Consider the following 24,341-nt stretch of genomic DNA (forward strand, 5'->3'; position numbering starts at 1 on the left):
TTTTTAGAGTTTTTTATCTCTCTATTGATATTCATAATTTTTTTGATTTATTTTAAAAACGAGAAGCAGATACCCCCTTTTATAAAGGGGTATCTATTAATTTGAAGAAGAACTTATAATGTCGTACATTCTCTTTACGCCAGGTAAATTCAATATTGTCATAGCCTTATCATCAGGATGCCCATCGCTTCCTAAAATAATAAATAATTTTAGGTGTACACTATCGTCTTTTTTAGATAAAAGAGTTTCTACGATCCATTTTGCAGAATTTTTAAAATCCTCCGCCCAAAATCTACAATTATTATATTCCCCATTAATTTTAAGTCCTTTGCCAAAGTCAAGTCCCACTATGTCATTTGCAGCAAAATAAGCTTGAACAAGCTGCACACTTTGTTTAGAATTTAAAAAGTTAATAATATTTTTAGCTTGTGTCATTGAAGTCATATTAGATTTTAAATTCATCTTGGAAGTCTGTAAATCTAAATTTCTAATATCAAGATTACCATAAATATTACCCTTGGCATCTATAAGCGCCTTTATAGCAAGCACATCCATGCCGCCATATCTTGTATCACTCATTTTATTGTAGTATTCAGGATACACCCATGTATGAGCATAGTATCTCGCAAGATTTTCACCTTTAGCCATATATACACTACAAATATTTTTACCGTGTACATTTCCTGCCCAATCTGTGCGTTCTGCTCTTTCTGAACTATGCAAATCTTCAATATTCATAAAACCTTTAGCAATCAAAGAGTTGTTTTTTATCTGTATTAGCACATTTTCATTATACTTCGCAGGTATATTGTTCGACATCGCATCGACAAATTTAATATAATTTCTCCAATACCCGTTATCAGGTCCTTCACTGCATTTATCAATTTCTAGCTCGCCGTACTTCTGCCCGTTAGTAATGACACACTTAAATTCTTCAGGCAGTTTAACGATTTTATCATTTTGGATTTTATAGCAGTTTTTACGCATACTTTTTATTTTATAGCCGTCTTTAGAGTCCTTAATCCTGCCATTAACCCACAAGCAGTTATTATTATCTACATCACTAGCTCCTCCTGTCGCTTGTCCGACCGGCCATACTAACTCTTTTAAACTTTTATTTAGAGCCATTGCCTTTTGTTCTTCAGAAATATTAGAGCTATTTACTTGCCCACTAAAAGGTTGTGGTGGAGTTACGCTACATCCTGTAAATACACTTGCCATAGTCAATAAACCTAATAAACTTACAACTTTAATCATCTTTCTCATTTTACATCTCCCGCAATGTTATTTTTTTGGCGATAAACGACAATTCGGATCATTTGGATTGCCGGAGCATTTACCTAATTTTTGCATACTTTCAAGTGCACCGTCACCTTTTGACAAAAAATCAGAAGTGCTCTTAGCTGCATCTTCAATTGCGGCGTTCATGCTTGCACACCCTGTAAATACACTTGCCATAGCCAATAAACCTAATAAACTTACAACTTTAATCATCTTTCTCATTTTATATCTCCTGTATTTTTTTAAATAAACTACCCAATCCGTAAAGACGGATTGGAACTATGGTTAAAATATAAAATACGCTTTAACAAGCGCGTTTCTTTGTTCGAGGTCTTGAACCTCATTGTAAGAAGCAGCGATATTAAACCAAAATTCATCCGTTCTATAGAGAGGTACTTCGACATCGATGCCGTTATTTTCAGCATCCGCTAAATAACTCTTTATAAAGAACCATTTGTTCTCATAAGCCATGCTTAAAGTCGGCTTTGTGATGGCTTCGTCATATATATCGCTATGTACAATACCAATTCCGATATTTACCCCATGTTCGTCAGGCACAACTTGAAATGTTTTGAAAATTGCACCTTTATACAATTTTTTATCTTCATCGATTTTCTTGAAGTTAAAATCACCCACTGTTAAAGTAGGTACATTAATTAAAGTAAATCCAGCTTCTACAGTATCGTTAGAGCCTACGCCTGCATAAATTCTGCTCGCTGTATATGCAGATAAACTGCTGCTGATTACTAAACTCGCCATAGCCATTGATAATGTTTTTCTTAACATTTTGAATCCTTTGTTTTTGTGTTAAAATTTCAAGTGCTTAAAAAAGCACAACCTCTGCTTAATTCCGGAGAGATAAAATCTGTTTTTTATCTCTCTATATGTATTCATAATTTTTCAGAAATTTTCAAACTTCTTATCAAAGTCTTTAAACTTCTCATCAAACTTTTGCCATTTATCATCTTTTGCTTCTGCTTCTTTAGTTTCAACTTTAGGCGTGTTCTCTCTTTTAGTTTCATTTGTGTCTTGAACCATCGAAGCATTGTTGTCATTTACTGCCGGCTGCTGTTGTAGTGCTTGAGCTTTTGGCTTATCAAGCCCAAAGGATTTAAGCGTTATCTCTTTTGCTATTTTGTTATTTTGAATAGCTATGTAGCTAAATACAAGCGTTAGCATCAGAAGTATCGCACCTCCAAAAAATCCAAATTTCATTTTGTTTTACCTCCTTTATTTTGTGGTTTCGTATATATTCATAATTTTTTGAATTACATCATGATTTTTACGGTAGGCTTGTTAAGCAAACCTCTCTCATGTACATTTGTGGTGTTGATAAAATTGTTTTCAATATACTTGATTAGACTTCTTGCATAACCCAAAAAGCGGTTCAGAAATTGCTTTTTGTTTGTATGGAAAAATATGAACGATTGCAAAAAATGAAACCGACTGATTTTAAACGATTGGTAGGGGTAAAAAAAGAGACATTTGGGTTGATGCTTGAAGTATGCCAAGAGTATCATAAAGCCAAAAAGAGCAGAGGCGGGAAACCAAATACTTTGTCGATTGCAGACCAGCTATTGCTTATGTTGGGATACTATCGAGAGTATAGGAGTATGGCACATATTGCATTTGACTATGGCGTAAGTGAAGCGACAGTATCAAGAGTGATTCAAGAGATGGAGAGCGTATTGATACAATCAGGTAAATTTTCACTACCTGGTAAAAAAGCCTTATATGAAGATGGAGGAATTGAACTTGATTATATCGTTATCGATGCAACTGAATGCTCAGTTCAACGCCCAAAAAAAGGCAACAAAGATGCTACAGTGGAAAGAAAAAGCGACATACAGCCAAAGGACAAATCGTGATTGATAGCAATCAACGCATTATTTGTACCGCTGTTAGCGTACATAATATCCACGATTTTAAGCTGTTCAAACAATCGAGATTGCCAATCAAAAAAGAGACCAATGTAAAAGTAGATACTGGCTATCTTGGAATCAATTCTCTTCATATGAATAGTGATATTCCAAAGAAAAAAACCAAACTTCATCCTCTTACAAAAGAAGATAAGCTTTCCAACAAAATGAAAGCATCTGCTCGCATATGCGTTGAGCATGTGAATGCTAAAATAAAAACATTTAAAATACTTGGAGAAAAGTACCGAAATCGCAGAAAACGATTTGGTTTACGCTTCAATCTGATATGTGCTTTAATTAACGCAGATCGAGGATTTGGAATAAAATGTTAGGTTATGCAAGAAGTCTATTATATATCTGACTTCTTTTTCAAGCGCCTCAATTGTCATTTTTGGATTTTCAAGATACTTAGGTATATTTTTGCTAAGTATAAACTCTGCAGCCAATCGGCCCTTAAGCACATCAGCACATCCCTCTATCTTTGCGTAAAACTCAAATATATTGAGCCTGCTTATCTCTGCGCTATCGATTAAAGCCTCTTTTACCTCTTTGCGAGATACCGTTACCCTGTCCGTCATAGAGTCCATACCAAAACTAAAACTCTCATCGTTTCTAAGCACTGTTGTTTTACCAAAGTATTTTTCCAAAAACTCCGCTCCGATGTTGTTCTGGAATATCACATAGCTATTGGTAGTGTCTAATATGCTCTCCGCTTCTTTCTCTCCGAACTCTTTTTTTATCTGGCTGTATGACTGCATTGCCATGATGATCTTTATGCCTTTTGAGCGTCCTACCGCCAAAGCTTTTTCAAGATTTTCGCCTAAAGCTTTACCTAGACGAGGCAGCTCATCGAGTATGAAATAAAAATTTAAATCACGATTATCAGCTCCTTCAAGAATGGAAGAGATGAGATAACTTGTAATAACACCATAAAGAGGACTAAATACACGGCTTAAATTATCTGTAGCAAGTAAAAAGAGTTTACCGCCTTTGCCGTCGCCCAGCCAGCTTTTAAACTCAATGAAATCATTACCATCTAAATCATCCGCATACTTAAGATATTGCAATGGTTTAGCTTTTCTTGCAAGTGTAGAGAGGATTGAAGCAGTTTCTCTCGAGAGTGCATCCTCAGTAACATCGCCTCTTAGAAAGTTGTATACAATATTTCTGATATCTTCGTCGTTTTTAAGCTCGTTGAGCAGTTTTGCATCGCTAACCATAGCAAATATCTCTTTATTGGATAATTTTCTTTTAGCTGCTTTGACTAAGATACCCTCCATGACTGCTCTTGCTGCACTGGACCAATGCAGGTCTGGTGTGTTTTTATCGTCCGGGATTAATATATCTGCTATAACTCCTGCATCCACATGAGTTTTAATGAATTTGTATAGCTCGAATTTAACACTTCTTAGGTCTGCTGGGCATAAGATAAAATCCGTCAAAGGGTTGTAAAACTTCTCTACAAATTCACCCTTGACATCGATGATTACGGTTTTGGTATTTGCATTATTTGGGATTTGATTAATTATGCGATTAATGAGAACTGATTTACCTTTACCCGGTGAACCCATAATGCATAAACCGGTTGCAAGCGAGATACGAGGTATCTTCATATCCTGCGGCTCTACTTCAAATCTCTTATCATCGTCGTGTGAGAGCTTTTGCAGAGGTACTTTAAAAGTCTCTAAAGTTGAACTGCTTTTGCTTATCTCAAATTCTGTTTTTAAGAAGTGCTCTATGGTCTGATTATACTCTTTAGTATTAGCGAACTTTGCACCCTTTTGATAAACATCTTCACTTAGATCTTGAGAGTGTTTTTTCATGATGTCATCAAAAAGAGGCTTGAAATATTTCAAAAGAAATAGATTTATAGCCGCTGTGATAATAAGAATATAAAAAAATGTAGCACTAAAAAAATCAAAACTTTGATTGTAAGGCAGGTCCATATCCTGTATAAGTCCAAATAAAAAATATACGAACATGACGGCAATCGTAGGAGCAAAGTATATACTCTGCTCAATACCCCACGCTTTAAACCGCATTTGAGATTCATGCTCTAATTTTTCCCAGGCTCTATACGTTTTGGAGTTGATATTTTTTTCAATATCCGTTCTTAGCTTTTCCATTATCTGCCTCTCTCTGTTTCTGTGACTTTAGCCTGCTTTGAAGAGCTTGATGAATTTTGATTTTGATTTTGGCTTTGTTTTTGAGGTGCTTGAGCCGGTGCAGGCTTTTGATTTGACAAACCGGCAATAGGCTTTCCCATGTTTTTAGTATGAGCCGATACATTTGCTTGAGCCTTTTGAACCGTTGCGGCGGATTGTTTAGTTTTTGGCTGTTTTTCCGCTTGAGTCTCTTTTGCCTTTTCATTATCTAGCTTTACATCATGAAATGTAGTTTGTGCTGCTTGAGACGCTTGAGCTTCTTGCGCTTTTATACCGGGAATTGCATCACTATCCATGATTTTACCGTTGCGGTTAATGTTTTGATTGTCGTAATGTTCGCCTAATCTTGAGAGAACATTTTTTCTAATCTCCATCATCTCCTTGTGTGGAATATTATGCTGCTCGTGGTGCTTGTTCAACTCTTTTGAAATTGCCGGAGCATCCGCTAAACGGCTAGGATTGTCTTTGTCATTTGCAGCGTTTCTAATGATATTATCGCTCTGGAGTCTATTTAACTCTTTTTTTTGAGAGCCACTTAAGCTTTTGAGCGATTGAATATCTCTAACATCATTGGTTATATCCTTGCCCTCTTTGAATTTATCTTTGACACTTTGGATATGTCCGCCGATTTTATCCTTTTGTTTTACCTGCTCTTGATATGCGCCTCTTGAATTAGGATTAGTTCTCTCAGGCTCATATCTTGTGGAAGATTTATAGTCGGGATTATTGCTGTATTCTAATTTAGGCATATTTTTAAGAGCAGACATATTGCTTCTAATACCTTTATAGACAGAATTTAATGCAATAGCAGCTATACCGCCTGCCATAAGTCCTGCTCCCACACCTAACAATAATGCTCCGCCCGGTATTGCTGCCATACCTGCAAGAGAAGTTAAACCCATCCCAGCCAAGCCTTTTGCTGCAACTGCACCTAACATTTGAGCTTTTGCGGGCATAGCAAGAGCGCCTATGATTCCTACAGCCGAACCCAATTGTACACGTTCCGCATTGTTGCGTCTCTCCATCGCACTATCATAAGAACCTCTATTTACTGTATATTGGTCATTTTTTTTAGTGTATGGATCATCTTTCGGTTTGTAAGGGTCGTGTATGTTTTTATATGGATCATCTTTTTCATGAAGCTGATCTCTAAGATACTCATTTTCTTGTCTAAGCCTCTCCATCTCTTCTGTCATATTTTCGTGGTTATCATTCTTTACCGAAGATTGCATTTGATGCCCCTTTTAGTAGCTCATCTCTTTTTTCTTCCATTTTTTTAGCTATAGCATAGCCTTTAGGATCAACTTGCTTAGCTAGCTCTTCATCATTTGGCACAAGAGAAAAAAGAATAAATACAACTAATGCCGAACCGACGGCAACGAAAATATCACCGATTAATTTATCTTTTCTGTTTGACTCATATTGTCTTCTGTTGAAATTGTTATACATCTCACACCTCCCTAATTTAATGCAGCTTCTGAAGCTAGCTCATTAGCTTCAACTGCTATGTCTAACGCTCTTTGCTCGTGTTCACCCAATAGATCCGCATGCAGGTTAGTCACTTGATGTCTTGTCGCATAAGTGTTGATTAGTATCTCCGTAATCTTTTGTAATAAAGTACCCTCTAGAAATGTCGCCACCTGTTGCACGCCTAGCATTGCTTGAGAAGTGTTAAAAGAGTAGGAAAGCATTGTTTTTGCAAACTCGTTAACTTCCATTCCTGCTGCTTCAGCGCCTGTCGTAAGCGCAACTTGTAAATCTAAATCTTCGATTGTGAACTGTAGTACCATGTTAAATCCTTTGTCTTGTTTATTTTTTGAGAGAGTTTTTTAACTCTCTCTTATGTATATTCATAATTTTTCAATTAAAATCTAAGTGCTAAAAAAGCACCCAATAAAGCCGCCAAAATTACAAGTGCAAAAAGGTTGCTACCTTTGCTTTTTGGTTTATTTTTATAATAATCTCGTCTTGCATACGGGTCATGAGTTGTCTTGTAGGGGTCATGATTGTTTGCATAAGAGTCTTTAACCTTATATGGGTCTTGGACTTTGTGCGGGTCGTGATTGTTTTCCATTTTTTTCTCCTTTTATTTTTAAGAGAGATAAAAACTATCTCTCCTACTTATATTCATAATTTTTAATGAATACTTTTGATTTAGTCCAGTCAAGCCCGTTGAGCTTAATGTAGAACTCTCGCTCTTTGAGATTAAGTATCTCACTCGGTAAGACTACGCTTTTGATGTTTTTGTGTTTTCTGACATTTAAGCCCTCCATATCTTCTACTTGAGTTTTATGATGGATAGACTCATCCTCTTGGGTCTTCTCTTCTTCTCCGATTTGTGCAGAGATCTCTTTCGCACTATCTGCATCGTTTATGCCAAAGTAGATCTGATTTGAGCAAGCGTTTACGATAGTCTTTCTGCCCTCCTTGCCATACTTTGCTTCGATTTGCGCAAATTCTTGAACTAAGATATATACGCTCGCTCCTTTGCTTCTGCCGTTAGTAAGCAAGTCTAGAACGCTGCTCATTCTGTTGAGTCGCCCAAATTCGTCAAGGACAAAGATTGTCTTGTCCGTCCTATCATCATGACTCAGCAGCTCCCTACTAATAGTGTCGATAAAGAGCGTAAGAGCCGGAGATATTGCTTCCTTGATATTTTCTCGGTTTTGCACAAAAATTTTTTTTGAGGAGTTTTTAACCCAATCGCGAACACTAAAATCCCCATCAATATCCGCCAGGTACTCAAAGCATGATGTATAGGTTCTAAATACCGACATCAAAGAGTTTAGGGTCTTTTGATTTGACGGGTCGAATGCGTAAGCGTATTTACTAGCCGATACGGATGATCTTAAAGCTTCCTCTATCGTTGCATTAGGGCTTGTAACAAGCTCATAAATATCTTTATTTGATTTCTTACCACTCTCAAAAAGCGACATGAGACATGCTGCTAAAATGTCTCGGCTTGCATTTTTCCAAAACGCATCCTCTCCGACAACCGGAGCAGGTATCAAAGAGTGAGCTAATGCTCTCATGTCTTCTTTGTTATCGATGTCGTTGAAGACGCTCCACTTGACACATCTATCCGGTATCGTAGGATTAAAAATCAAATCCTTACCTACTTTGTAAAAGTTTTTAGTAAAATCTCCCTTGTAATCATGAATGATCATCCTGTCGCCACGCTCTCGTATCTGCTCTACCGTCGGATTGATAAGCGAAGTCTTACCGCTGCCGCTTTTACCTATTACGCAGAAGTGCGTATATTCAAAATTCTCAGGTATCTCAATGCTATGCTCTCTATAGCTCATCTCTTTAGCTTTATCCAGCTTTAGAGATATATCATCCGCCTCTGTGAGGATATGAGTCCTCTTATCGTAACCGCCAATAGCTATATACTTGTCTTTGTATGCTTTCAGAGATTTCACAAGCTCATCAAGCCTAACCAGCTTTGCGCCTCTCGCCTCTTTTACTTGAGCTTCTGCATCTTTTCGTGCAAAAAGATAAAAAATACCAAAAATCAAGAAATATGTACCAAAACTCAATATCAGCGGTATTGTTCCATTTTCTATCAGTATCGCTTCTTGCTCCTGTTTTATGGTCGTGTACGGCTCTGATTTAGCCTTAAATATGCTTTTTGCATATGTTTTGAGATTGAATTCCTCGACTTTTTTTAAGTTATTTGTGAGCAAATACGCAAAGACAAATGCTTGGAAGATGAAAGCGATTGATATTATCTTCGCTATGTATGCGCTCATTAGTTTGAGCCTAACTACTCTGTTTTGAAAATTTCTGTAACCCATGATAAATCCTTTTTTTGTTTTTTTAAGAGATAAATTTTTGATTTTTATCTCTCTGTCTATATTCATAATTTTTATAGATATTTTGCGGCGTAAAAAACAGCGGCGGCAACTGCGACCATAAGCAGAAAACAGTTCATGCTTTTAAGCGTGGTTGTTTTTTCTGCCGCTTTTTTTAGGTACGCAATATTTCTATTAATGCTGTTTTCAAGTTCATCAAATCTTTCAAGGGATTTGAGCCGTTTGTCTAGCTCACCGTTGATTGATTGCTTGATGGTAAAATCAAAAGATCTCAAATTACCTTCTAGCTCTTTGTTTAAAGCTAAAGCCTCTTTGTTTGTATCTTTCATCTCCTTAGCCCTCTTAAGAAGGTCTTCCAGTGTAGGAGTTATGATTTTTAGCTCTTCAAGCAGTGACTCCGCCTGCTTGAAAGTAAAGTCACTGCTCGCCATCGTTAATCCTCTTTTGCCAAAAAGCTACGACTTCTTTATCGTTTGACTTCGCAGCTCTCGACATGATCTCTTTTACCGTCTCTTTGTCGCTATCCATCAAATATATCAATGATTTGTAGAGAATGTTTTGTTGTGTGAGATTTTTGAGGATATCCCCTTGAGTATGCTCAAGGTAGGCTTTCGTGTCAATCATGGCTTTTAGTTCACGATTGGTTTCAATGATTTCATTTGAACTCTTTACGAGTTGTTCTACTGCTATGGCAGCAGCATCAAACGAGATTATTAATTTTTCAATTTCTTCCGTTGTCATTGTTGTATGACTCCTTTTTTATAGTTTCATATATATTCATAATTTTTTGATATAATTTCTCTTGAAACAAGTTAAGTTCTGAAAGCTTGGTCTGATTAACTAAGCGCTGGAAGATAGGCTATGACTCTTTATTGAGTTATGGCCTTTTTTTTTGTCTATAGGTTTGTGGGTGGGTGGTGATCTTCCTATGAAAGGCTTAGCTTGTTCATCAAATTTGTAGTAATCTTTTTGGTGCTTATGGTCTTTGTGCCATACTTATACTAATCAAAAACACAAGAGGATTAATCACCCTCTTGTGGATTACTACTTCTTGATAATTCTATCTAACTCATCAAACAAGCCGTCATACTCATTTTCTAAAATACCTTTTGCGATGATAGACTGCTCTTTTAAAAACATAAATCGTCTTGTTTTTTTATAAAGGTCCTGATTAGATTTATCTGCAAAGAATTCAAGAGCAGCTTTTTTATACTCTTCATCATAATTGTCTAATGCCACTTCCGTTATCGTTTTCTTAAGTTTACCTACAACATTGTAGATAGCGTTTTTATTGATTGCGATATGAAATGTATTTTTATCTTTTATGATTGCAGGAACATCTAAAACATCACTTCCGAAAAAGTCTATGAACTCTCTCTCCATAAGCTCTTGATTGCTTGTATTCGTGCATCTGTTTAAGACATAGATTATCTTACTATCTTTATCAAACTCTCTGATAAGATTAAAAGTATCGGCAGCGTTTTTAGCGTCCTGGTCACCGTCAAACATAGGTATAAAGTAAGTAGTAGGCGCTACAAAACCACCTAAGCTTTTAAGCTTTTGCAGGAACATAACGGCTGTAATATTTCCCCCTACATCTACTACAACATCATTTTCAAATAGGATACTCTCCTCTACAAACTTACTTACATTCTCAACTTTAACAATGTTGGATTCAAGTATTTGTGATTCTGACATACTTTTTATACTCTCGTTTTGATCATCGATTTCATAAAACTCTACTTTATCGTTTGTTTTTGCATTGATATAAGCACTCAAAAATTGAGAGCTAACCGAACTTTTTCCTACGCCGCCTTTTGTGTTGATTACTATATTTATCATTTGATATCTCCTGTTTTTTTTAAATTAAGCAAGTAAAAAAATACTTACTTACAACCATATTCATATTTTTTATATGAAACCTTATCCGCTAGCTTCTGCCACTTTGTAAGCAACTCTTTATCATTCTTGCAAAATAGCGTAATCGCATACTTCATACTGTCTAAACGCCCATGCAGATATGCATAATCACTGTCTGTTAATTTTTCTACTGCCGGTAAGCTTGCATCTAAGATACTTATCATATATCTTATGTTGCTTTTATTTGGTCTAAAGAATAATTCTAAAATTTCTCCCATCGTATGTCCTTTTTTTATTTAGAGATAAAATCTGTTTTTTGTCTCTCTATATGTATTCATAATTTTTCTTCATTCTTAGAGTTTTTTTTATCAATCTCTTCTTTAATGAGTTGATTGCAAATGTACTCTTTTCTAAGAGTGCATACTATCCATCTTGTTTTACTCTTCATGCACTGTTCTCTTTGAGGGCAGTGCATATTTGGCCATTTCAATCTTTCCATTTTTTAAGTCTTGTATCTATCGGTAGGTTTCCATATTTTAATTTCACCTTCTGCTTTCGATTCGGTTTTATCAAAGACTTCCTCCATGGGTGGCGTCTTATGTGTTTTAGCCTTCTCTGCAAACAGCCTAGCTCTTTTCTCTCTTGTAGATTCTTCCTTTTCCTCTATTTGCATCTCTTGCGCCAGTGAGTCGCTAATTACTTCATTCTCTTTCTCAACTACAGCTGGAGTAGCTACAACGGTATTACTTTTTACATTTGGTACGGTAGCTTTTGGATTGTCTCTTGCCTGCAATTCTTTAATATACTGATATACACGCCTTTGAGTTATAAATATCTTTCTATGCATTATATATTCGTGTATCTGCTTTGGCTTGAATTTATTAATAAGCAACTCTAAAATATCTTCATCAAGTTCAGATAATTTGGATCTTTCAAGCGGCTTATTTGACTTCATAAATTTATCGATTGGTCTCATCTTCTACCCTTATTGAAGCTATGTCATAGTTCTCTTTTAGCTTTCTGACATAACTATATATAGTGGCCATACTTACCGGAGCTATATGCTTAGAATCCAAAAACTCTTTTATATCTTTAGCAGAACGCTTTGAAGCTAAAAGGTATAAAATATCGGTTTCATACTGTTTATATCTTCCTGGTCCTGCCGGTTTATTCTCGCTTATAAATCGTTCAAAATCAGTCATTTTGTTTTCTCCATTATGAAAATTTTAAAGAGATAAAAACTTACCTCTTTAGCTGTATTCATAATTTTTTTACTTTTTTAATATATTTTGAAATGATTTTGAAAGAAGATTGAAACAGTTTGAAATTATACCAAGCTCAAATCCCATAAAATAGGATATTATAAAAAATATATTTCGCTTAAAAATAATTGATTTTGATAAGAAAAGAGTAAAAATAGCCTATTTTGATAATATTTTCTTATCAAAATCAATTTTTTACATTTTTTGAAATGATTTTGAAAGAAGATTGAAATAATTTGAAATGAAACCCCTTTCTAATCATCTAAAACACGATATTTGAGAAAAAAATATTTTTATTTTGGCGGAGCAAAAAACAGCGACTAAGCTACTAGAATAGGGGCTTTATTGTACTACCGAGCAGGTTGCGTAAGGTGTCTAGCATTTCAGAGCATATTTTTAGGTGTTTTTATAATAGTAAAGAGTGTATTTTAGCAGAAGACAACAATGTTTAAAGAAAGATACAGAGTGGAAAATTTTATAAGAAAACCTAGTTTTTCTTATAAAAAAGCAGCACTAAAAAATTTATGTTTAATAGAGTTCATATGGTTTTTAAGATATCCGAAAACTCGATTATTTGACTTTTGATATTGTCTATCTTTTTAACTTTCTCATACATTTCAAACCAGCTCTTAACTCATGGTGGAACTTCTTTTAAATACTTCCATTTAGTAACGGTACTATAACTAAGTAAGGACTCTTAATAAAGAGTGTAAGCATTTTAAAAGTTTATGAAAAAGATAGACATTGTTCTTTAAGAATTCATTAAGCTTAATTTAAGTGTGAAAAATTCAATGCGCGTAAACGCGCATTTAGAGATAAATTGCTTCCGCAATTTATAGTTAAGGGCGGTTTCTTTTTTTGTAGTGTAAATTTTTTGGTCGACGATTCATCATAACATTATGCCCCTCTGCCTTGCTTGTAGTAAATGATACAGGATTTGTATTTGCATTTTGCAGTGCTATATCCGCTTGGTTGGGTTGCGAAGTTGTACGGAAGTTGAAAAAATTGGGAAACATGTGATTTTAGATTTGTAGACTCGGTTTTGAGGAGATAACCCTTGGGTTAGTGCTCCACTGAGACCGAAAACTCATTGTTGTATACGACCTACAGTCATTGAATTATTTATTAGATATAATACTGTATTCAAGTGTGGTAGGTCAATACAGTGCAAGCTGGTAATATGACTATTACTGATACATAATACTGTATTCAAGTGTGGTAGGTCAATACAGTAGCCAAATTTTAGCTACAAATCGTTTAAGATGGGAAATTTCAACACATTTTACCGCTTACAAATTTTATACTATCATGAAAGTAATGAGTTCATTTGGCGTTAAAATGCAAGTATCCGCATAAGATAATAAAGAAGGTCGGTTGATATGAAAATAAAAACATTAGCTTTTTTACTAGCCTGTAACATATTCTTCTTAACCGGCTGCACCATTAAAGATGATGATGCTATGTCTGAAAAGATAGCCAAGCATACTATTAACACGCCTGTTTATATAGTTATTGGTGCTGGCTTTATCGCCTCTGAAGGTTCAAAAGCTGCTCTTACTGCTATTCTAGTTCCGCCTTATGCAGCATATAGATATTTAACCGAAGATATAAATAATACTGCTGACATTAATAAGACAAATATAAATTTGATGCCGAATGTTGAGGAATGATTTTTACGCAAATAGGTACAGTTTTTGTGTAAATGTATATATCTTTATAAATAAAAATTATTGATATAAATCGAAAAATTAAGTACAAGGGTATTTTTAAGGGTATAAATATATAAAGTAAATAAGAATAATGCCTATTATTGGGATATAAAGCAATAGATTTAATCCTCCACAGCTCCACCAATTTAAATTTTCTTTATCATCCTCCCATTTTAACAACTCCTCAGCACACTTTTAGTATCATTTCATAATTTTTTCTCAAAGGTATCCCATGCGTGGTTATAAGATTTTTGCCGGTTCTGCTAGCGTAGAATTTGCTCAAGAGGTTTGTCAGATACTCGATGTTCCGATGGCAAGAGCTGATGTTAAGAGATTTAGCGACGGTGAGATTTCGATTCAAATCTCCGAGAGCGTGAGAGGTCGTGATGTGTTTATCATCCAATCCACCGGTGCGCCATCCAACGACAACCTTATGGAACTTCTTATCATGACGGATGCGTTGCGCCGCTCTTCAGCTTCCAGTATCACGGCAGTCGTTCCTTACTATGGCTATGCAAGACAAGACCGTAAAGCCGCTCCTCGTGTTCCGATTACAGCAAGACTTGTAGCAGATATGTATGAAGCGGCGGGGATTGACAGAGTTGTAACTATCGACTTGCATGCGGGACAGATTCAAGGGTTTTTCAACATTCCTGTGGACAATCTTTACGGTTCTGTGACTTTTGAAAACTACATAAGAAGCAAAAACCTCAAAAACCCTATCATCGCTTCTCCGGATATCGGTGGCGTTGCACGTGCGCGTTACTTTGCTTCACGTATGGGGCTTGACATGGTTATCGTCGATAAACGCCGTGAAAAAGCAAACGAGAGCGAGGTTATGAACATCATCGGAAACGTTGAGGGCAAAGATGTTATCATGATAGATGACATGGTTGACACAGCCGGAACGATGGTAAAAGCGGCAACTGCTCTTAAAAACAAAGGTGCTACCTCTGTTATGGCATGTGCGACACACGGAGTTCTGAGCGGAAAAGCGTATGAAAACCTTGAAAACGGCGAACTTGACGAGCTTATCGTTACCAACACGCTTGTTTGTAAACCTCACGACAAGATTATCGTTTTAACGGTCGCACCTCTTTTTGCAGAGGTTATCCGCAGAGTTTACCACAACGAAAGTGTTAATTCACTATTTGCATAACCTAAGGGAATTCATTGAAAAACATTAGAAACTTTTCTATCATCGCACACATAGACCATGGTAAAAGCACTTTGGCAGACCGCATCATTCAAGAGTGCGGTGCGGTGAGTGACCGTGAGCTTGGCAAACAGATGATGGACACGATGGACATCGAAAAAGAGCGTGGCATCACTATCAAAGCGCAAAGTGTGCGCCTTGACTATGTCAAAGACGGCGAACACTACATCCTAAACCTCATCGATACTCCGGGACACGTTGACTTCTCTTACGAGGTAAGCAAATCTTTGGCTTCAAGTGACGGTGCACTACTTATTGTCGATGCGGCGCAAGGCGTTGAGGCACAAACCATCGCCAACGTTTATATGGCTATGGAGAACAACCTAGAGCTTATCCCAGTCATAAACAAGATAGATTTACCTGCCGCAGACCCTATAAAAGCAGCCGAAGAGATAGAGTCAAGCATCGGCATAGACGCAACAGACGCTGTTTTGGTCTCCGCAAAAACAGGTATCGGCATCCGTGAGCTTCTTGATGCCATCGTTGACCGTATCCCTGCACCGGTGGGCAATCCTGACGCAACGACCAAAGCCATCATCTATGACTCATGGTTTGACTCCTACCTTGGAGCGTTGGCGCTTGTGCGTGTGTTTGACGGCGAGATAAAAGTAGGGCAAAAAGTACGCCTTATGAGTAACGGCGAAGAGCATGAGGTGCTAGACCTTATGTATCCGCACCCGCTCAAACGCAAAAAAACGGCTGTCATCAAAAGCGGCGAGATAGGCATCGTCGTACTTGGGCTAAAAGAGGTTCATGTTGTAAATGTCGGCGACACCATTACCGATGCAAAAAACCCAACCCTAGAGCCTGTTATGAAGTACGAGCCTGCAAAACCGTTTGTTTTTGCGGGGATTTACCCGATAGATACAGATAAATTTGAAGATTTGCGTGATGCGCTTGACAAACTCAAGCTCAATGACTCTTCCCTCTCTTATGAGCCGGAAACATCGGTAGCACTTGGATTTGGCTTTCGTGTCGGGTTTCTTGGGATGCTTCATATGGAAGTTATCAAAGAACGCTTAGAGAGAGAGTTTGACCTTGACCTTATCGCAACGGCTCCATCTGTTGTTTACAACGTCTATCTTACAAACGGCGATATGGTAGAGGTACAAAACCCCTCAGAACTCCCGCATGTCAGCAGAATCGAGCGCATAGAAGAGCCTTATGTCAAAGCAACCGTTATCACTCCGGTTGATTATCTGGGAAATATCATCACGCTTTTGGTAAACAAAAGAGGCGTGCAGGACAAGATGAGCTATCTCAACGAGAGCAGAGTTATGCTTGAGTATTCGCTTCCGATGAATGAAATCGTCGTTGACTTTTACGACAAACTCAAGTCCATCTCCAAAGGATACGCAAGTTTTGACTATGAGCCTATCGGTTTTAGAGAGGGCGACCTTGTCAAGCTTGATGTTGTCGTTGCAGGCGATGTCGTGGATGCGCTCAGCATCATCGTACATCGCTCTGCGGCAGAGTACCGTGGACGTGCTTTGGTAAAAAACATGAAAGAGATAGTTCCGCGCCAGCTCTTTGAAGTCGCCATCCAAGCATCTTTGGGCAACAGAGTTATCGCAAGAGAGACGGTAAAGTCTATGGGCAAAAATGTTACCGCAAAATGTTACGGCGGCGACATTACCCGAAAAAGAAAACTCTTAGAGAAGCAAAAAGAGGGCAAAAAACGTATGAAGGCGATAGGAAAAGTACAACTGCCGCAAGAGGCGTTTATGTCTGTTTTAAAGATGGATTAAATTATTTATCGTCTCTTGTTTATATTTTGATACAATATCAGTATGAGCAAAAAAGATAAACTAATAAAAGAGATTGATATACTAAGAGAGAAGCGTAAAGATTGGTTCAATGTACTCTTTGCACTCTCTTCTGCTGTTATTGTTTTAGTGTATGCGGTATTATCTGGTGAAAAGCCAGTTTTTATTTTGATATTGGGGTTGATAGGTTTTGTTGGTATCATAGGTCTTGGTATTTACTATAAAAAATTGAAACTGATATAGAAGAAAAACTTGATAATCTCAATGAGGAGGACTAATGATTGAAATATTTGCTTTAGCGCTAGCGGCACTAACGATTGCTGCTCTTGTCTATATCTCTAAACACGATGCCACAACGTGGAGAACTGAAAAGTAGTCTAGTCTAAATTTGAAGGGGTCGTTTATGAAATGTTTACTTTGTGAACGCCTCTCGCTGTCACACATCTGCAAAAAATGTCAAAACACCTTTTTAACGCCCTCTCTTTACAGAAGAAAAATCCTCCACGATGTCGAAGTTATCTCCTTTTACAAATACGACGACATCAAAACACTGCTTCACACCAAACATACCGATTTGGGCTACTATGTCTATACTATTTTGGCGCAAAACTCTCTTGCTCTCTTTGCCAAAGAGTTTTCGTATGAGACACAGGTAACCTCTATCGCCGTTGACGATGTTCCAAAAGGAGGCTACTCCCACACTGCCATCTTGAACAAAGCACTTAAGAGCAGCTGCATAAAACCGGAGTTTGGCAAACTAAGAGCAAAAAACAAGGTAACATACTCTGGCAAAAGCAGAGAGTTTCGTATGCAAAACCCTAGAGATTTTAAACTAGAAAACACAAAAGCACAAGAGCTGATTTTGGTTGATGATATCGTAACAACGGGGCTTACTTTTAGCGAAGCGATTGGCGTTTTAAAACAGAACAACAAAGAGCCTCTTTTTTGCCTCTCTTTGGCTGATGCAAGTTTAAAATAAGAATCATAGATATATACTTTTGCATATTATTAAAAATTAAGGTTTTTCTTGAAGTTATCTTTTATTTTACTTTTCTTTAGCACTCTTCTTTTTGCACAAGAAGAAAATCTTGATGATTTGCTCTCGCAGTACCGTGAGGCAAGCGAACTCTCCCATGAAACAAAGCAAGAAAAATCTGGTCACGTCACTATCTTTAGCCGCTCTGACTTAGATAAGATGCAAGCATATACACTCAACGATATCATTAAAACGATTAAGATGTTTACGCTCAAGAACTCTGCTTTTGGTCCTACCGCTATCGTAAAGAGCCCCTACTCTGAGCAGTCTATGTCCTCTGTCAAAATCTATATCAACTCCTATGAGGTCACCTCTATCACCGCGGGTACGGGGATTGCACAGTTTGGGCAGATGGGGCTTAACCACATCGACCATATCGAGATTTACCAAGCATCCAACGCTATCGCTTTTCATGGCGAATCTGGAAATATGGTCATCAAACTCTACACCAAAGACCCCGCTCGTGAAAATGCAACCGTCCTTCAAGGCTCCGTTGATTCAACAGGTGGCGGCAGAGGGCAAGTTATCGATGCGCAGAATTTTGGTGATTACTCCTATCTTGCAAATGTTGATGTAAGCGGCAATAGATTTGACAAGGAGAGAGGCAGAAATAACAAAGAGTTCTCAAGAGACAGCAGCAGAGGGCAACTCTATGTGAATTTTGCCAAAAAAGATGACTACGTTATCGAGGGGGGAGCTTCCAAAGAGAAAAGCGATATTTTCAGTGGATTTGGTCAAAGCGTCGAAGATGGCGATATCACCTCAACATATAGCTATCTTCACTTTACAAAGTACCTCCCTTCACAGACAGAGCTTATCATCTCAGGAACGTATGAAATCATCGATGTTCTCAACAGCGACAGCTCTGGCGTGCGCCTTTTTGATAGCTCCCTCAGCAATAATCTTGATGTAACCTCGGGCTCATACACCTACGATATCCTTTTGCAAAAGCGCTATAGCTACAATGACCACAACTTTTTGTTTGGCACTGAGGCAAAATTTAAAACATTTTTTCTCGACAATCTGCAAAGTAACGGTATGGAAAAAAGCTACCCCGCAGGTCCAAAAGAGCTTGACATCTACATGCTCTTTGGAGAAGATAGTTATGACATAAACGAAGAGCATCAGATTACACTTGGTGCTAAAGCAAACTACTACGACAACCATGAAACAAAAGCAAACACAGAGTACCTTTTGCGCCTTGCCTACCTTGCAAAGCTCTCCAAAGAGTTCTCTTTAAAGAGCTTTATCCAAAAAGGGCATGTTTACCCTATCTTTGCGCAAACAACTTTTTCACCCATAATTATTCCAAATCCTGATTTGAGGGTTTCAAAAAATCGCGTTATCAAAGCAGAACTTGAGTACAAAAAAGAGAAACTCACACTTACTCTTGGAGGAGGAGCGTCCAAATCTAAAGATGGGATTGTTTTTAACCACTCACTCCAACAATATGTCAACAATAGTGGAAGTTCAGATTTTTCTCAATTTTCTCTCAACCTAGAGTATAGATTTGACGCGGATAACAAACTTATCGCTGAGTACTTTAGAACATACAAAGACAACTACTCTTTTAGCTCTGACACAGGCGCACTTGTGCAGCTTTACTCCACATTTGGCAAGTTTGACTTTTACAATGAGCTCATCTATCGCTCCTCTTATATTGGAGTTGATGGCGTGAGTATGGATGCGGGGTACGACTACACCGCAGGAGCGATTTACCACTACAACAAAAATCTCAACATAAAGCTCAAAGGGGAAAACATCTTTGACAGGGCAATCGAGACAAGCATCAAAGGGGCAATGGTTCCTGCACTTGAGCGACGTGGCATCTTGACTTTGGAGTATATTTTTTAGATGAAAAAGCTTTTTCTTCTTCTCTTTTTAGCACTATCACTCTTTGCAGAGCAAGGAAAAGAGATGATTCAAGCGCAAATTTTAGAAAAAATTTTTCAAAATATAGAGATAAACAAAGAGATTATCCTCTGGTCTGACAACAAAACGCTTCTCAAAGAGTTTGAGAAAAAAGGACGCTTGAAAACGGCAGATGACTGCCGCGAGGCTACACTTCTTATCGTAGAACAGACGAAAAATCTTCCAAAACAGCTCTGCCAAAAAGCAGTTTTTGTACTTGACTATACACTTCTCAAAGAGATTCCAGAGAGTTTTGGCTCCATGTTTTGGAAAAAAGGCAGACCTAACGTTGTTCTCATAGAATCTCGATTGAAACTCCATGAGATAAAAATCTCTCAAGAGCTTGAGATGTATGTCGAGGAGAAGATATGGTAAAGAGAAGAGAATTTTTTATCTTTTTTCTTCTCTTTCTTCTTGGGTTGTTTTTTGTTTATACCTACAATGAGATTTCAAAATCTAAAGAGTCCATTTTTGAGCGCATAGAAAAGCATGAGATAAACCAAATGGCTTATGTTTTACAAAATATGCAACAGCAGATACTCGCACATGCCAAAGAACATGAATTTCAAGATTTAGCCACCTTCTTTGAAGATAAAGAGCACACCACCCAGTATGAAGAGATGCTCTCTATGATGCTCACATCTGATGTCAAGTACTCCTATATTTTATATAGAGATGCAACACAAAAGTTTCGCTTTTTACTCGATGCATCCAAAACAGACAAAGCAAGCTTTAACCAAAAATTTGATGTCAATGCTCCTGAGTATGAACTTGCGTACAGTACAAAAAAACCGCAACTCATCAAGCAGCAAAATGTAGAAAACCTCTACCTCACCTATCTGCACCCCATCATCAAAGATGGCGAAGTTGTCGCTCTTTTTAACATCGACTTTACAACAGATATCAAGGCAATCATCCTTGAGTCCATCAAGCCACTTGAAACTCTTTTTACGCTCTTGACGCTCTTTATCGTCATTTTTATGGCAATGACATTGATGCAGATTTTCCACTACTTTATCACCAAAAGAAAGATTTTTACAGACCCACTTACAAAAACATTTAACAGAAACTACCTTGAGGAGATTGGCTCTGTACTCAACCTTGAAAACTACTCTCTTGCGATGCTAGATCTAGATAAATTTAAAATCATCAACGACACATACGGACACAAAACGGGGGACTATGTTCTCTCACATGCAAGTAAAATCATCAAAAACTCTATCCGCGACAATGACATCTTGGTGCGTTATGGCGGAGAGGAGTTTTTGCTTCTTATCAACAACCGCGATAACACAAAACGAGATATCTGTGAGAGGATTAGAAGTAACATTGCCAAAGAGAAGTTTGTTTATGATGGGCATGAGATTTCTGTGACTGTCTCCATTGGTCTGCACGTCAACCCGCATTTGGAGAAAAACATGCAAGAGGCGGTAAAAATAGCCGATGCGATGCTCTACCATGCGAAGAAAAATGGAAGAAACAGAGTTACCGTCTATGATGAAAAGAAGCTAACAACCGCCTCATCCTCCTCTTCCTCAAAAGATTTGGCTTTTGTCAAAGAAGCTCTTGATACAAACCGCGTCACATGCTACTACCAGCCCATTTACGACCATAAAACAGGCTCTATCTTCAAGTATGAAGCACTTGTTCGTATCCTTGATGAAGAGGGCAAAGTCGTTATGCCTTACCAATTTTTGCCTCAGATAAAGCTCACAAACATGCACTATAAACTCACACAGAGGATTTTAGCCCTTGTTTTTGAGAAGTTTAAAACAAACCAAAAGCTTGTAAGCATTAACATTAGTTTCTCAGATCTCAACAACCCAGATATCGAAGATACCATCGTCCAAGCACTCCGCGCAGACCACTACCTCGCATCACGTGTTACTTTTGAGATTTTAGAGAGCGATGAAGTTGACGACATCAACCTCTTTAAGCAAAAGATTCAGCTGCTTCACTCACTCAAAGCAAAAGTCTCCATCGATGACTTTGGAAGCGGCTACTCTAACTTCAAGCGCATCATCGACACTGAGGCAAACTACCTCAAAATCGATGGCTCACTCATCAAAAATATCCATAAAAACAGCAAAGATTTTAAAGTTGTCAGAAGTATCATCCATTTTGCAGCGCAGAGCAACATGCAGACCATAGCAGAATTTGTCCACTCAAAAGAGGTATATGACAAACTTCTGCAACTTGATATCGACTACATGCAAGGGTACTACATCGCAGAGCCAAAGCCAAATCTCACCACGAATGAGGAGTTATTTCAGTAACTTTTTGAACAACTTCTCAACCGCTTTTTTTCCTGTTTCAGACTGCAAAAACTTCTCCAAATCCACACTTACTTTTGGCGCATCTATGTCACCGCTAAGTTTTGCATCGACTTTATCACTTTTGGCAACGATACTCAAATCTGACTCTATCTGATTTGTTTTTGTATTGAGCTTTGTATCTGTTGTTTTGATTGCTGTCTCTTTGGAGCGCAAATCAAGTGAAACAAGTATCTTCTCTTTTTCCATCTTTGCTCCTATATCTCCATTGAAGTTTTCTCTGTACATATCAACTTTTGTAAACTGCTTGATTAGGTCAAAGGTCTGATTTTTGGCAAACACACCATTACTTATCTGTCCATCAAGCTTTCCTCTGCTTTGCGCCAAGTTATAGTCAAGTTTTGCATTGAGTGAGGCATCAAAGAGTTCAGGGCGATAGAGCATAGAGAGCAGTTTTGTTGTCTTGAGTGCGTTGAGGGTTGCGTGCAGGTCATCATTATGAAGTTTGGCTTCCATCTTTCCGCCCGCAAGAGCGGCACTCATAGTCGCATCCAAATCTTTGCCCTTCTCTACCGTGCCAGTTGCGCTAAGTTCTCCTCGCAAACGTTCTTTTGTCACAAAAGAGAGTGCTTCTAAGTTGGAGACAAAAAGTTTATAATCACTCTTAAGCGTCTTATCTTCTAGGTTATACTTTGCGCTCTTTACATCAAGGTTTGCGAGGTTGGAGTTTAGGTCTATCTTGGTATCTGCAAAAGAACCTTTGAGAAGCGTTGTGGTTGTGGCATCAAACGTTGTCTTTGGCATAGGCGAGGTAAGTGCATAGGCTTTTGTAAGATAAGCGGTATCAAGAACACCTTTTGTAAGCGACGTCACAACCTGTCCGCTGAGATTTTTTGGATTCATATCGCTTATATCTGCTTCCATAGAGAAGAGCCCATCGCTGTAGTGTGGCTGTTTGAGCATATAAAGCAGTTTTGCCACATCAAGATTTGCTACTTTTGCTCTAAGTGTCAAGGGTTTCAACTCTTTGAGTGTGGCTTCAAAAACTGTGTTAGATGATGCCAAATCGCTCACACCTTGAACCACCAGCCTCTCTCTATCTCCTTTTGCACTGCCATTGAGATTGAGCGCTCCTCTGACATCTGCCCCCGTTAGAGGTTTGAGCACTTCAAGGTCTTGAACACTCAGTGCGTAGATCACATCTGTTTTAAGCGTCTGGGGAGTGACGCTGCCCGCAGAGGTAATTTTAAAAAGGTTTGAGAGAAGTTCGCCCTTAAAGTTGATATCACTCCCTTGCAGTGCTGCGTCAAGATTCATAGCAAAAGAGGTGTTTGGGATGGTAACATTAAAATCACTCAGCATATATTTTGGGTCAAGTCTGCCCTCTTTTGTCTTGAGCACTACCGCCCCATCAAGCGCGCCTGCTTTGATGTTCTTAAAGTTGATATCCATATCGACATCTGCCGTTGCATAAGGATTTTTCGCTGTCATTTGCAAAAGTGAAGCGAGTTTCGCACCCTTGATAGTAGCGATGATGGAGGTTGGGTTCAAATCCGCAAGTGTAACGCTATACGACGTTTGACTCTGTGCAATCGTACTTTTTCCATCTATGCGCATCAAAGCCATATCACCTTTGACCTCTCCATCGCTAAAGAGTGCCCCTCGCAACGGCTGTCCCGCAAAGCTCTCTAACGCTTGAAGATTTTTCAAATCAAGCACATAGTCAACATCGAAAGAGCGCGAAAAAAGCGAGTATGCGCCTTTTGCCGTGATGCGGTTGCCCTCACTTAAACTCAATACTACTTCAAAATCACTCATAGTAAGCAAAAAAGTCTCAAGTTTACTTTGTGTTTGCGTCGCCTCTTGTATCTTTGCTTCTACCATTGGCTTGATAAGACCATTTCCAAGCGGTGTAAAAGCAACTATATAAAGCGTTAGAACCAAAGTAGCAATAATTGCGCCTATCCAAGCTAAAAACTTCATCTATATCCTTGTATTTTTTTAAAAATGATACTATAAAAAAGTTACATCCTAAAGTTGATAGTAAAAGACTAAAGTTAATTAAGTAATTTTGCTTAACTTTCTCTTGACATTGTTACACTCAATATGTATAATTGTGCCATCTTTT

General features: G+C 37.9%; 26 protein-coding genes. 9 read left to right on the forward strand and 17 right to left on the reverse strand.

All coding sequences use genetic code 11. From position 1 onward, the window contains the following. Positions 1–96: 96 nt before the first annotated feature. The 4 genes from AC6H4V_RS09420 to AC6H4V_RS09435 all read right to left on the reverse strand — a co-directional run bounded on the left by AC6H4V_RS09420 (position 97) and on the right by AC6H4V_RS09435 (position 2,496). A complete protein-coding gene (locus AC6H4V_RS09420) occupies positions 97–1,257 on the reverse strand; it encodes a hypothetical protein (protein ID WP_497606632.1) in 1,161 nt (386 codons plus the stop codon). Between the two features lie 27 nt (positions 1,258–1,284). After that, on the reverse strand, positions 1,285–1,503 hold the full coding sequence (locus AC6H4V_RS09425; protein WP_497606633.1) for a hypothetical protein: 219 nt from the start codon (positions 1,501–1,503) through the stop codon (positions 1,285–1,287). Between the two features lie 63 nt (positions 1,504–1,566). Further along, on the reverse strand, positions 1,567–2,067 hold the full coding sequence (locus tag AC6H4V_RS09430) for a hypothetical protein (protein ID WP_497606634.1): 501 nt from the start codon (positions 2,065–2,067) through the stop codon (positions 1,567–1,569). 114 nt (positions 2,068–2,181) lie between these two features. Further along, on the reverse strand, positions 2,182–2,496 hold the full coding sequence (locus tag AC6H4V_RS09435) for a hypothetical protein (RefSeq protein ID WP_497606635.1): 315 nt from the start codon (positions 2,494–2,496) through the stop codon (positions 2,182–2,184). Between the two features lie 194 nt (positions 2,497–2,690). On the opposite strand from AC6H4V_RS09435, the gene AC6H4V_RS09440 reads away from it, so the two are divergent. Next, positions 2,691–3,532 (forward strand): IS5 family transposase gene (locus AC6H4V_RS09440; protein WP_497606173.1). Its coding sequence is split into 2 segments (ribosomal slippage): positions 2,691–3,090 and positions 3,090–3,532, totalling 843 coding nucleotides; the frame shifts between segments, so codons are not numbered across the junction. Here the strand turns inward: AC6H4V_RS09440 and AC6H4V_RS09445 are convergent. From AC6H4V_RS09445 to AC6H4V_RS09500, 12 genes are all read right to left on the reverse strand, one after another. Further along, positions 3,494–5,326, reverse strand: a complete 1,833-nt coding sequence (locus AC6H4V_RS09445; RefSeq protein ID WP_497606636.1) for a type IV secretory system conjugative DNA transfer family protein — start codon at positions 5,324–5,326, stop codon at positions 3,494–3,496. The two genes, AC6H4V_RS09440 and AC6H4V_RS09445, sit on opposite strands and share 39 nt — an antisense overlap. Further along, positions 5,326–6,597 carry a DUF1206 domain-containing protein gene (locus tag AC6H4V_RS09450; protein WP_497606637.1) on the reverse strand — a complete coding sequence of 424 codons (1,272 nt, stop codon included), beginning with the start codon at positions 6,595–6,597 and terminating at the stop codon, positions 5,326–5,328. Before AC6H4V_RS09450 ends, AC6H4V_RS09445 begins: the two co-directional genes overlap by 1 nt. After that, positions 6,575–6,814, reverse strand: a complete 240-nt coding sequence (locus tag AC6H4V_RS09455; protein WP_497606638.1) for a hypothetical protein — start codon at positions 6,812–6,814, stop codon at positions 6,575–6,577. Before AC6H4V_RS09455 ends, AC6H4V_RS09450 begins: the two co-directional genes overlap by 23 nt. Before the next feature lie 11 nt (positions 6,815–6,825). Then, the gene (locus AC6H4V_RS09460) at positions 6,826–7,155 is read right to left on the reverse strand and encodes a hypothetical protein (RefSeq protein ID WP_497606639.1); all 330 of its coding nucleotides are present in this window, start codon (positions 7,153–7,155) and stop codon (positions 6,826–6,828) included. A 74-nt stretch (positions 7,156–7,229) separates the two neighbouring features. Beyond that, entirely contained in the window at positions 7,230–7,439 is a 210-nt protein-coding gene (locus AC6H4V_RS09465) for a hypothetical protein (protein ID WP_497606640.1), read from the reverse strand. A gap of 43 nt (positions 7,440–7,482) precedes the next feature. Next, positions 7,483–9,228, reverse strand: a complete 1,746-nt coding sequence (locus AC6H4V_RS09470; RefSeq protein WP_497606641.1) for a type IV secretion system DNA-binding domain-containing protein — start codon at positions 9,226–9,228, stop codon at positions 7,483–7,485. Between the two features lie 5 nt (positions 9,229–9,233). Then, positions 9,234–9,611, reverse strand: a complete 378-nt coding sequence (locus AC6H4V_RS09475) for a hypothetical protein (protein WP_497606642.1) — start codon at positions 9,609–9,611, stop codon at positions 9,234–9,236. Next, positions 9,598–9,921: a hypothetical protein gene (locus tag AC6H4V_RS09480; protein WP_497606643.1), complete on the reverse strand. Its 324-nt coding sequence runs from the start codon at positions 9,919–9,921 to the stop codon at positions 9,598–9,600. Before AC6H4V_RS09480 ends, AC6H4V_RS09475 begins: the two co-directional genes overlap by 14 nt. A 303-nt stretch (positions 9,922–10,224) precedes the next feature. Beyond that, a complete protein-coding gene (locus tag AC6H4V_RS09485; protein ID WP_497606644.1) occupies positions 10,225–11,022 on the reverse strand; it encodes a P-loop NTPase family protein in 798 nt (265 codons plus the stop codon). A gap of 44 nt (positions 11,023–11,066) precedes the next feature. Then, positions 11,067–11,318: a hypothetical protein gene (locus AC6H4V_RS09490; RefSeq protein WP_497606645.1), complete on the reverse strand. Its 252-nt coding sequence runs from the start codon at positions 11,316–11,318 to the stop codon at positions 11,067–11,069. A 224-nt stretch (positions 11,319–11,542) separates the two neighbouring features. Continuing rightward, complete coding sequence (locus tag AC6H4V_RS09495; protein WP_497606646.1) at positions 11,543–12,016, reverse strand: hypothetical protein; 474 nt, start codon at positions 12,014–12,016, stop codon at positions 11,543–11,545. Next, a complete protein-coding gene (locus AC6H4V_RS09500) occupies positions 12,000–12,242 on the reverse strand; it encodes a hypothetical protein (RefSeq protein ID WP_497606647.1) in 243 nt (80 codons plus the stop codon). The genes AC6H4V_RS09495 and AC6H4V_RS09500 overlap by 17 nt, the downstream gene beginning before the upstream one ends. A gap of 1,439 nt (positions 12,243–13,681) precedes the next feature. Here AC6H4V_RS09500 and AC6H4V_RS09505 point away from each other — a divergent pair. The 8 genes from AC6H4V_RS09505 to AC6H4V_RS09540 all read left to right on the forward strand — a co-directional run bounded on the left by AC6H4V_RS09505 (position 13,682) and on the right by AC6H4V_RS09540 (position 22,216). Then, entirely contained in the window at positions 13,682–13,972 is a 291-nt protein-coding gene (locus AC6H4V_RS09505; protein WP_497606648.1) for a hypothetical protein, read from the forward strand. Positions 13,973–14,243: 271 nt separating this feature from the next. Then, complete coding sequence (locus AC6H4V_RS09510) at positions 14,244–15,170, forward strand: ribose-phosphate pyrophosphokinase (RefSeq protein WP_428729141.1); 927 nt, start codon at positions 14,244–14,246, stop codon at positions 15,168–15,170. A gap of 14 nt (positions 15,171–15,184) precedes the next feature. Then, a complete protein-coding gene (gene lepA / locus AC6H4V_RS09515; protein WP_497606649.1) occupies positions 15,185–16,975 on the forward strand; it encodes a translation elongation factor 4 in 1,791 nt (596 codons plus the stop codon). A gap of 42 nt (positions 16,976–17,017) precedes the next feature. Further along, on the forward strand, positions 17,018–17,236 hold the full coding sequence (locus tag AC6H4V_RS09520; RefSeq protein ID WP_428729143.1) for a hypothetical protein: 219 nt from the start codon (positions 17,018–17,020) through the stop codon (positions 17,234–17,236). Positions 17,237–17,396: 160 nt separating this feature from the next. Beyond that, on the forward strand, positions 17,397–17,972 hold the full coding sequence (locus AC6H4V_RS09525) for a ComF family protein (protein ID WP_497606650.1): 576 nt from the start codon (positions 17,397–17,399) through the stop codon (positions 17,970–17,972). A gap of 48 nt (positions 17,973–18,020) precedes the next feature. Further along, positions 18,021–19,883: a TonB-dependent receptor plug domain-containing protein gene (locus tag AC6H4V_RS09530; RefSeq protein WP_497606651.1), complete on the forward strand. Its 1,863-nt coding sequence runs from the start codon at positions 18,021–18,023 to the stop codon at positions 19,881–19,883. Beyond that, positions 19,884–20,315, forward strand: coding sequence for a hypothetical protein (locus AC6H4V_RS09535; RefSeq protein ID WP_428729146.1), 432 nt, complete (start codon positions 19,884–19,886; stop codon positions 20,313–20,315). After that, complete coding sequence (locus AC6H4V_RS09540; RefSeq protein WP_497606652.1) at positions 20,309–22,216, forward strand: EAL domain-containing protein; 1,908 nt, start codon at positions 20,309–20,311, stop codon at positions 22,214–22,216. Before AC6H4V_RS09535 ends, AC6H4V_RS09540 begins: the two co-directional genes overlap by 7 nt. On the opposite strand, the gene AC6H4V_RS09545 is transcribed toward AC6H4V_RS09540, so the two are convergent. Continuing rightward, positions 22,205–24,196, reverse strand: coding sequence for an AsmA family protein (locus tag AC6H4V_RS09545; RefSeq protein ID WP_497606653.1), 1,992 nt, complete (start codon positions 24,194–24,196; stop codon positions 22,205–22,207). The genes AC6H4V_RS09540 and AC6H4V_RS09545 overlap by 12 nt on opposite strands. Positions 24,197–24,341: the final 145 nt, after the last annotated feature.

Source organism: Sulfurimonas lacustris (genome assembly GCF_059705355.1).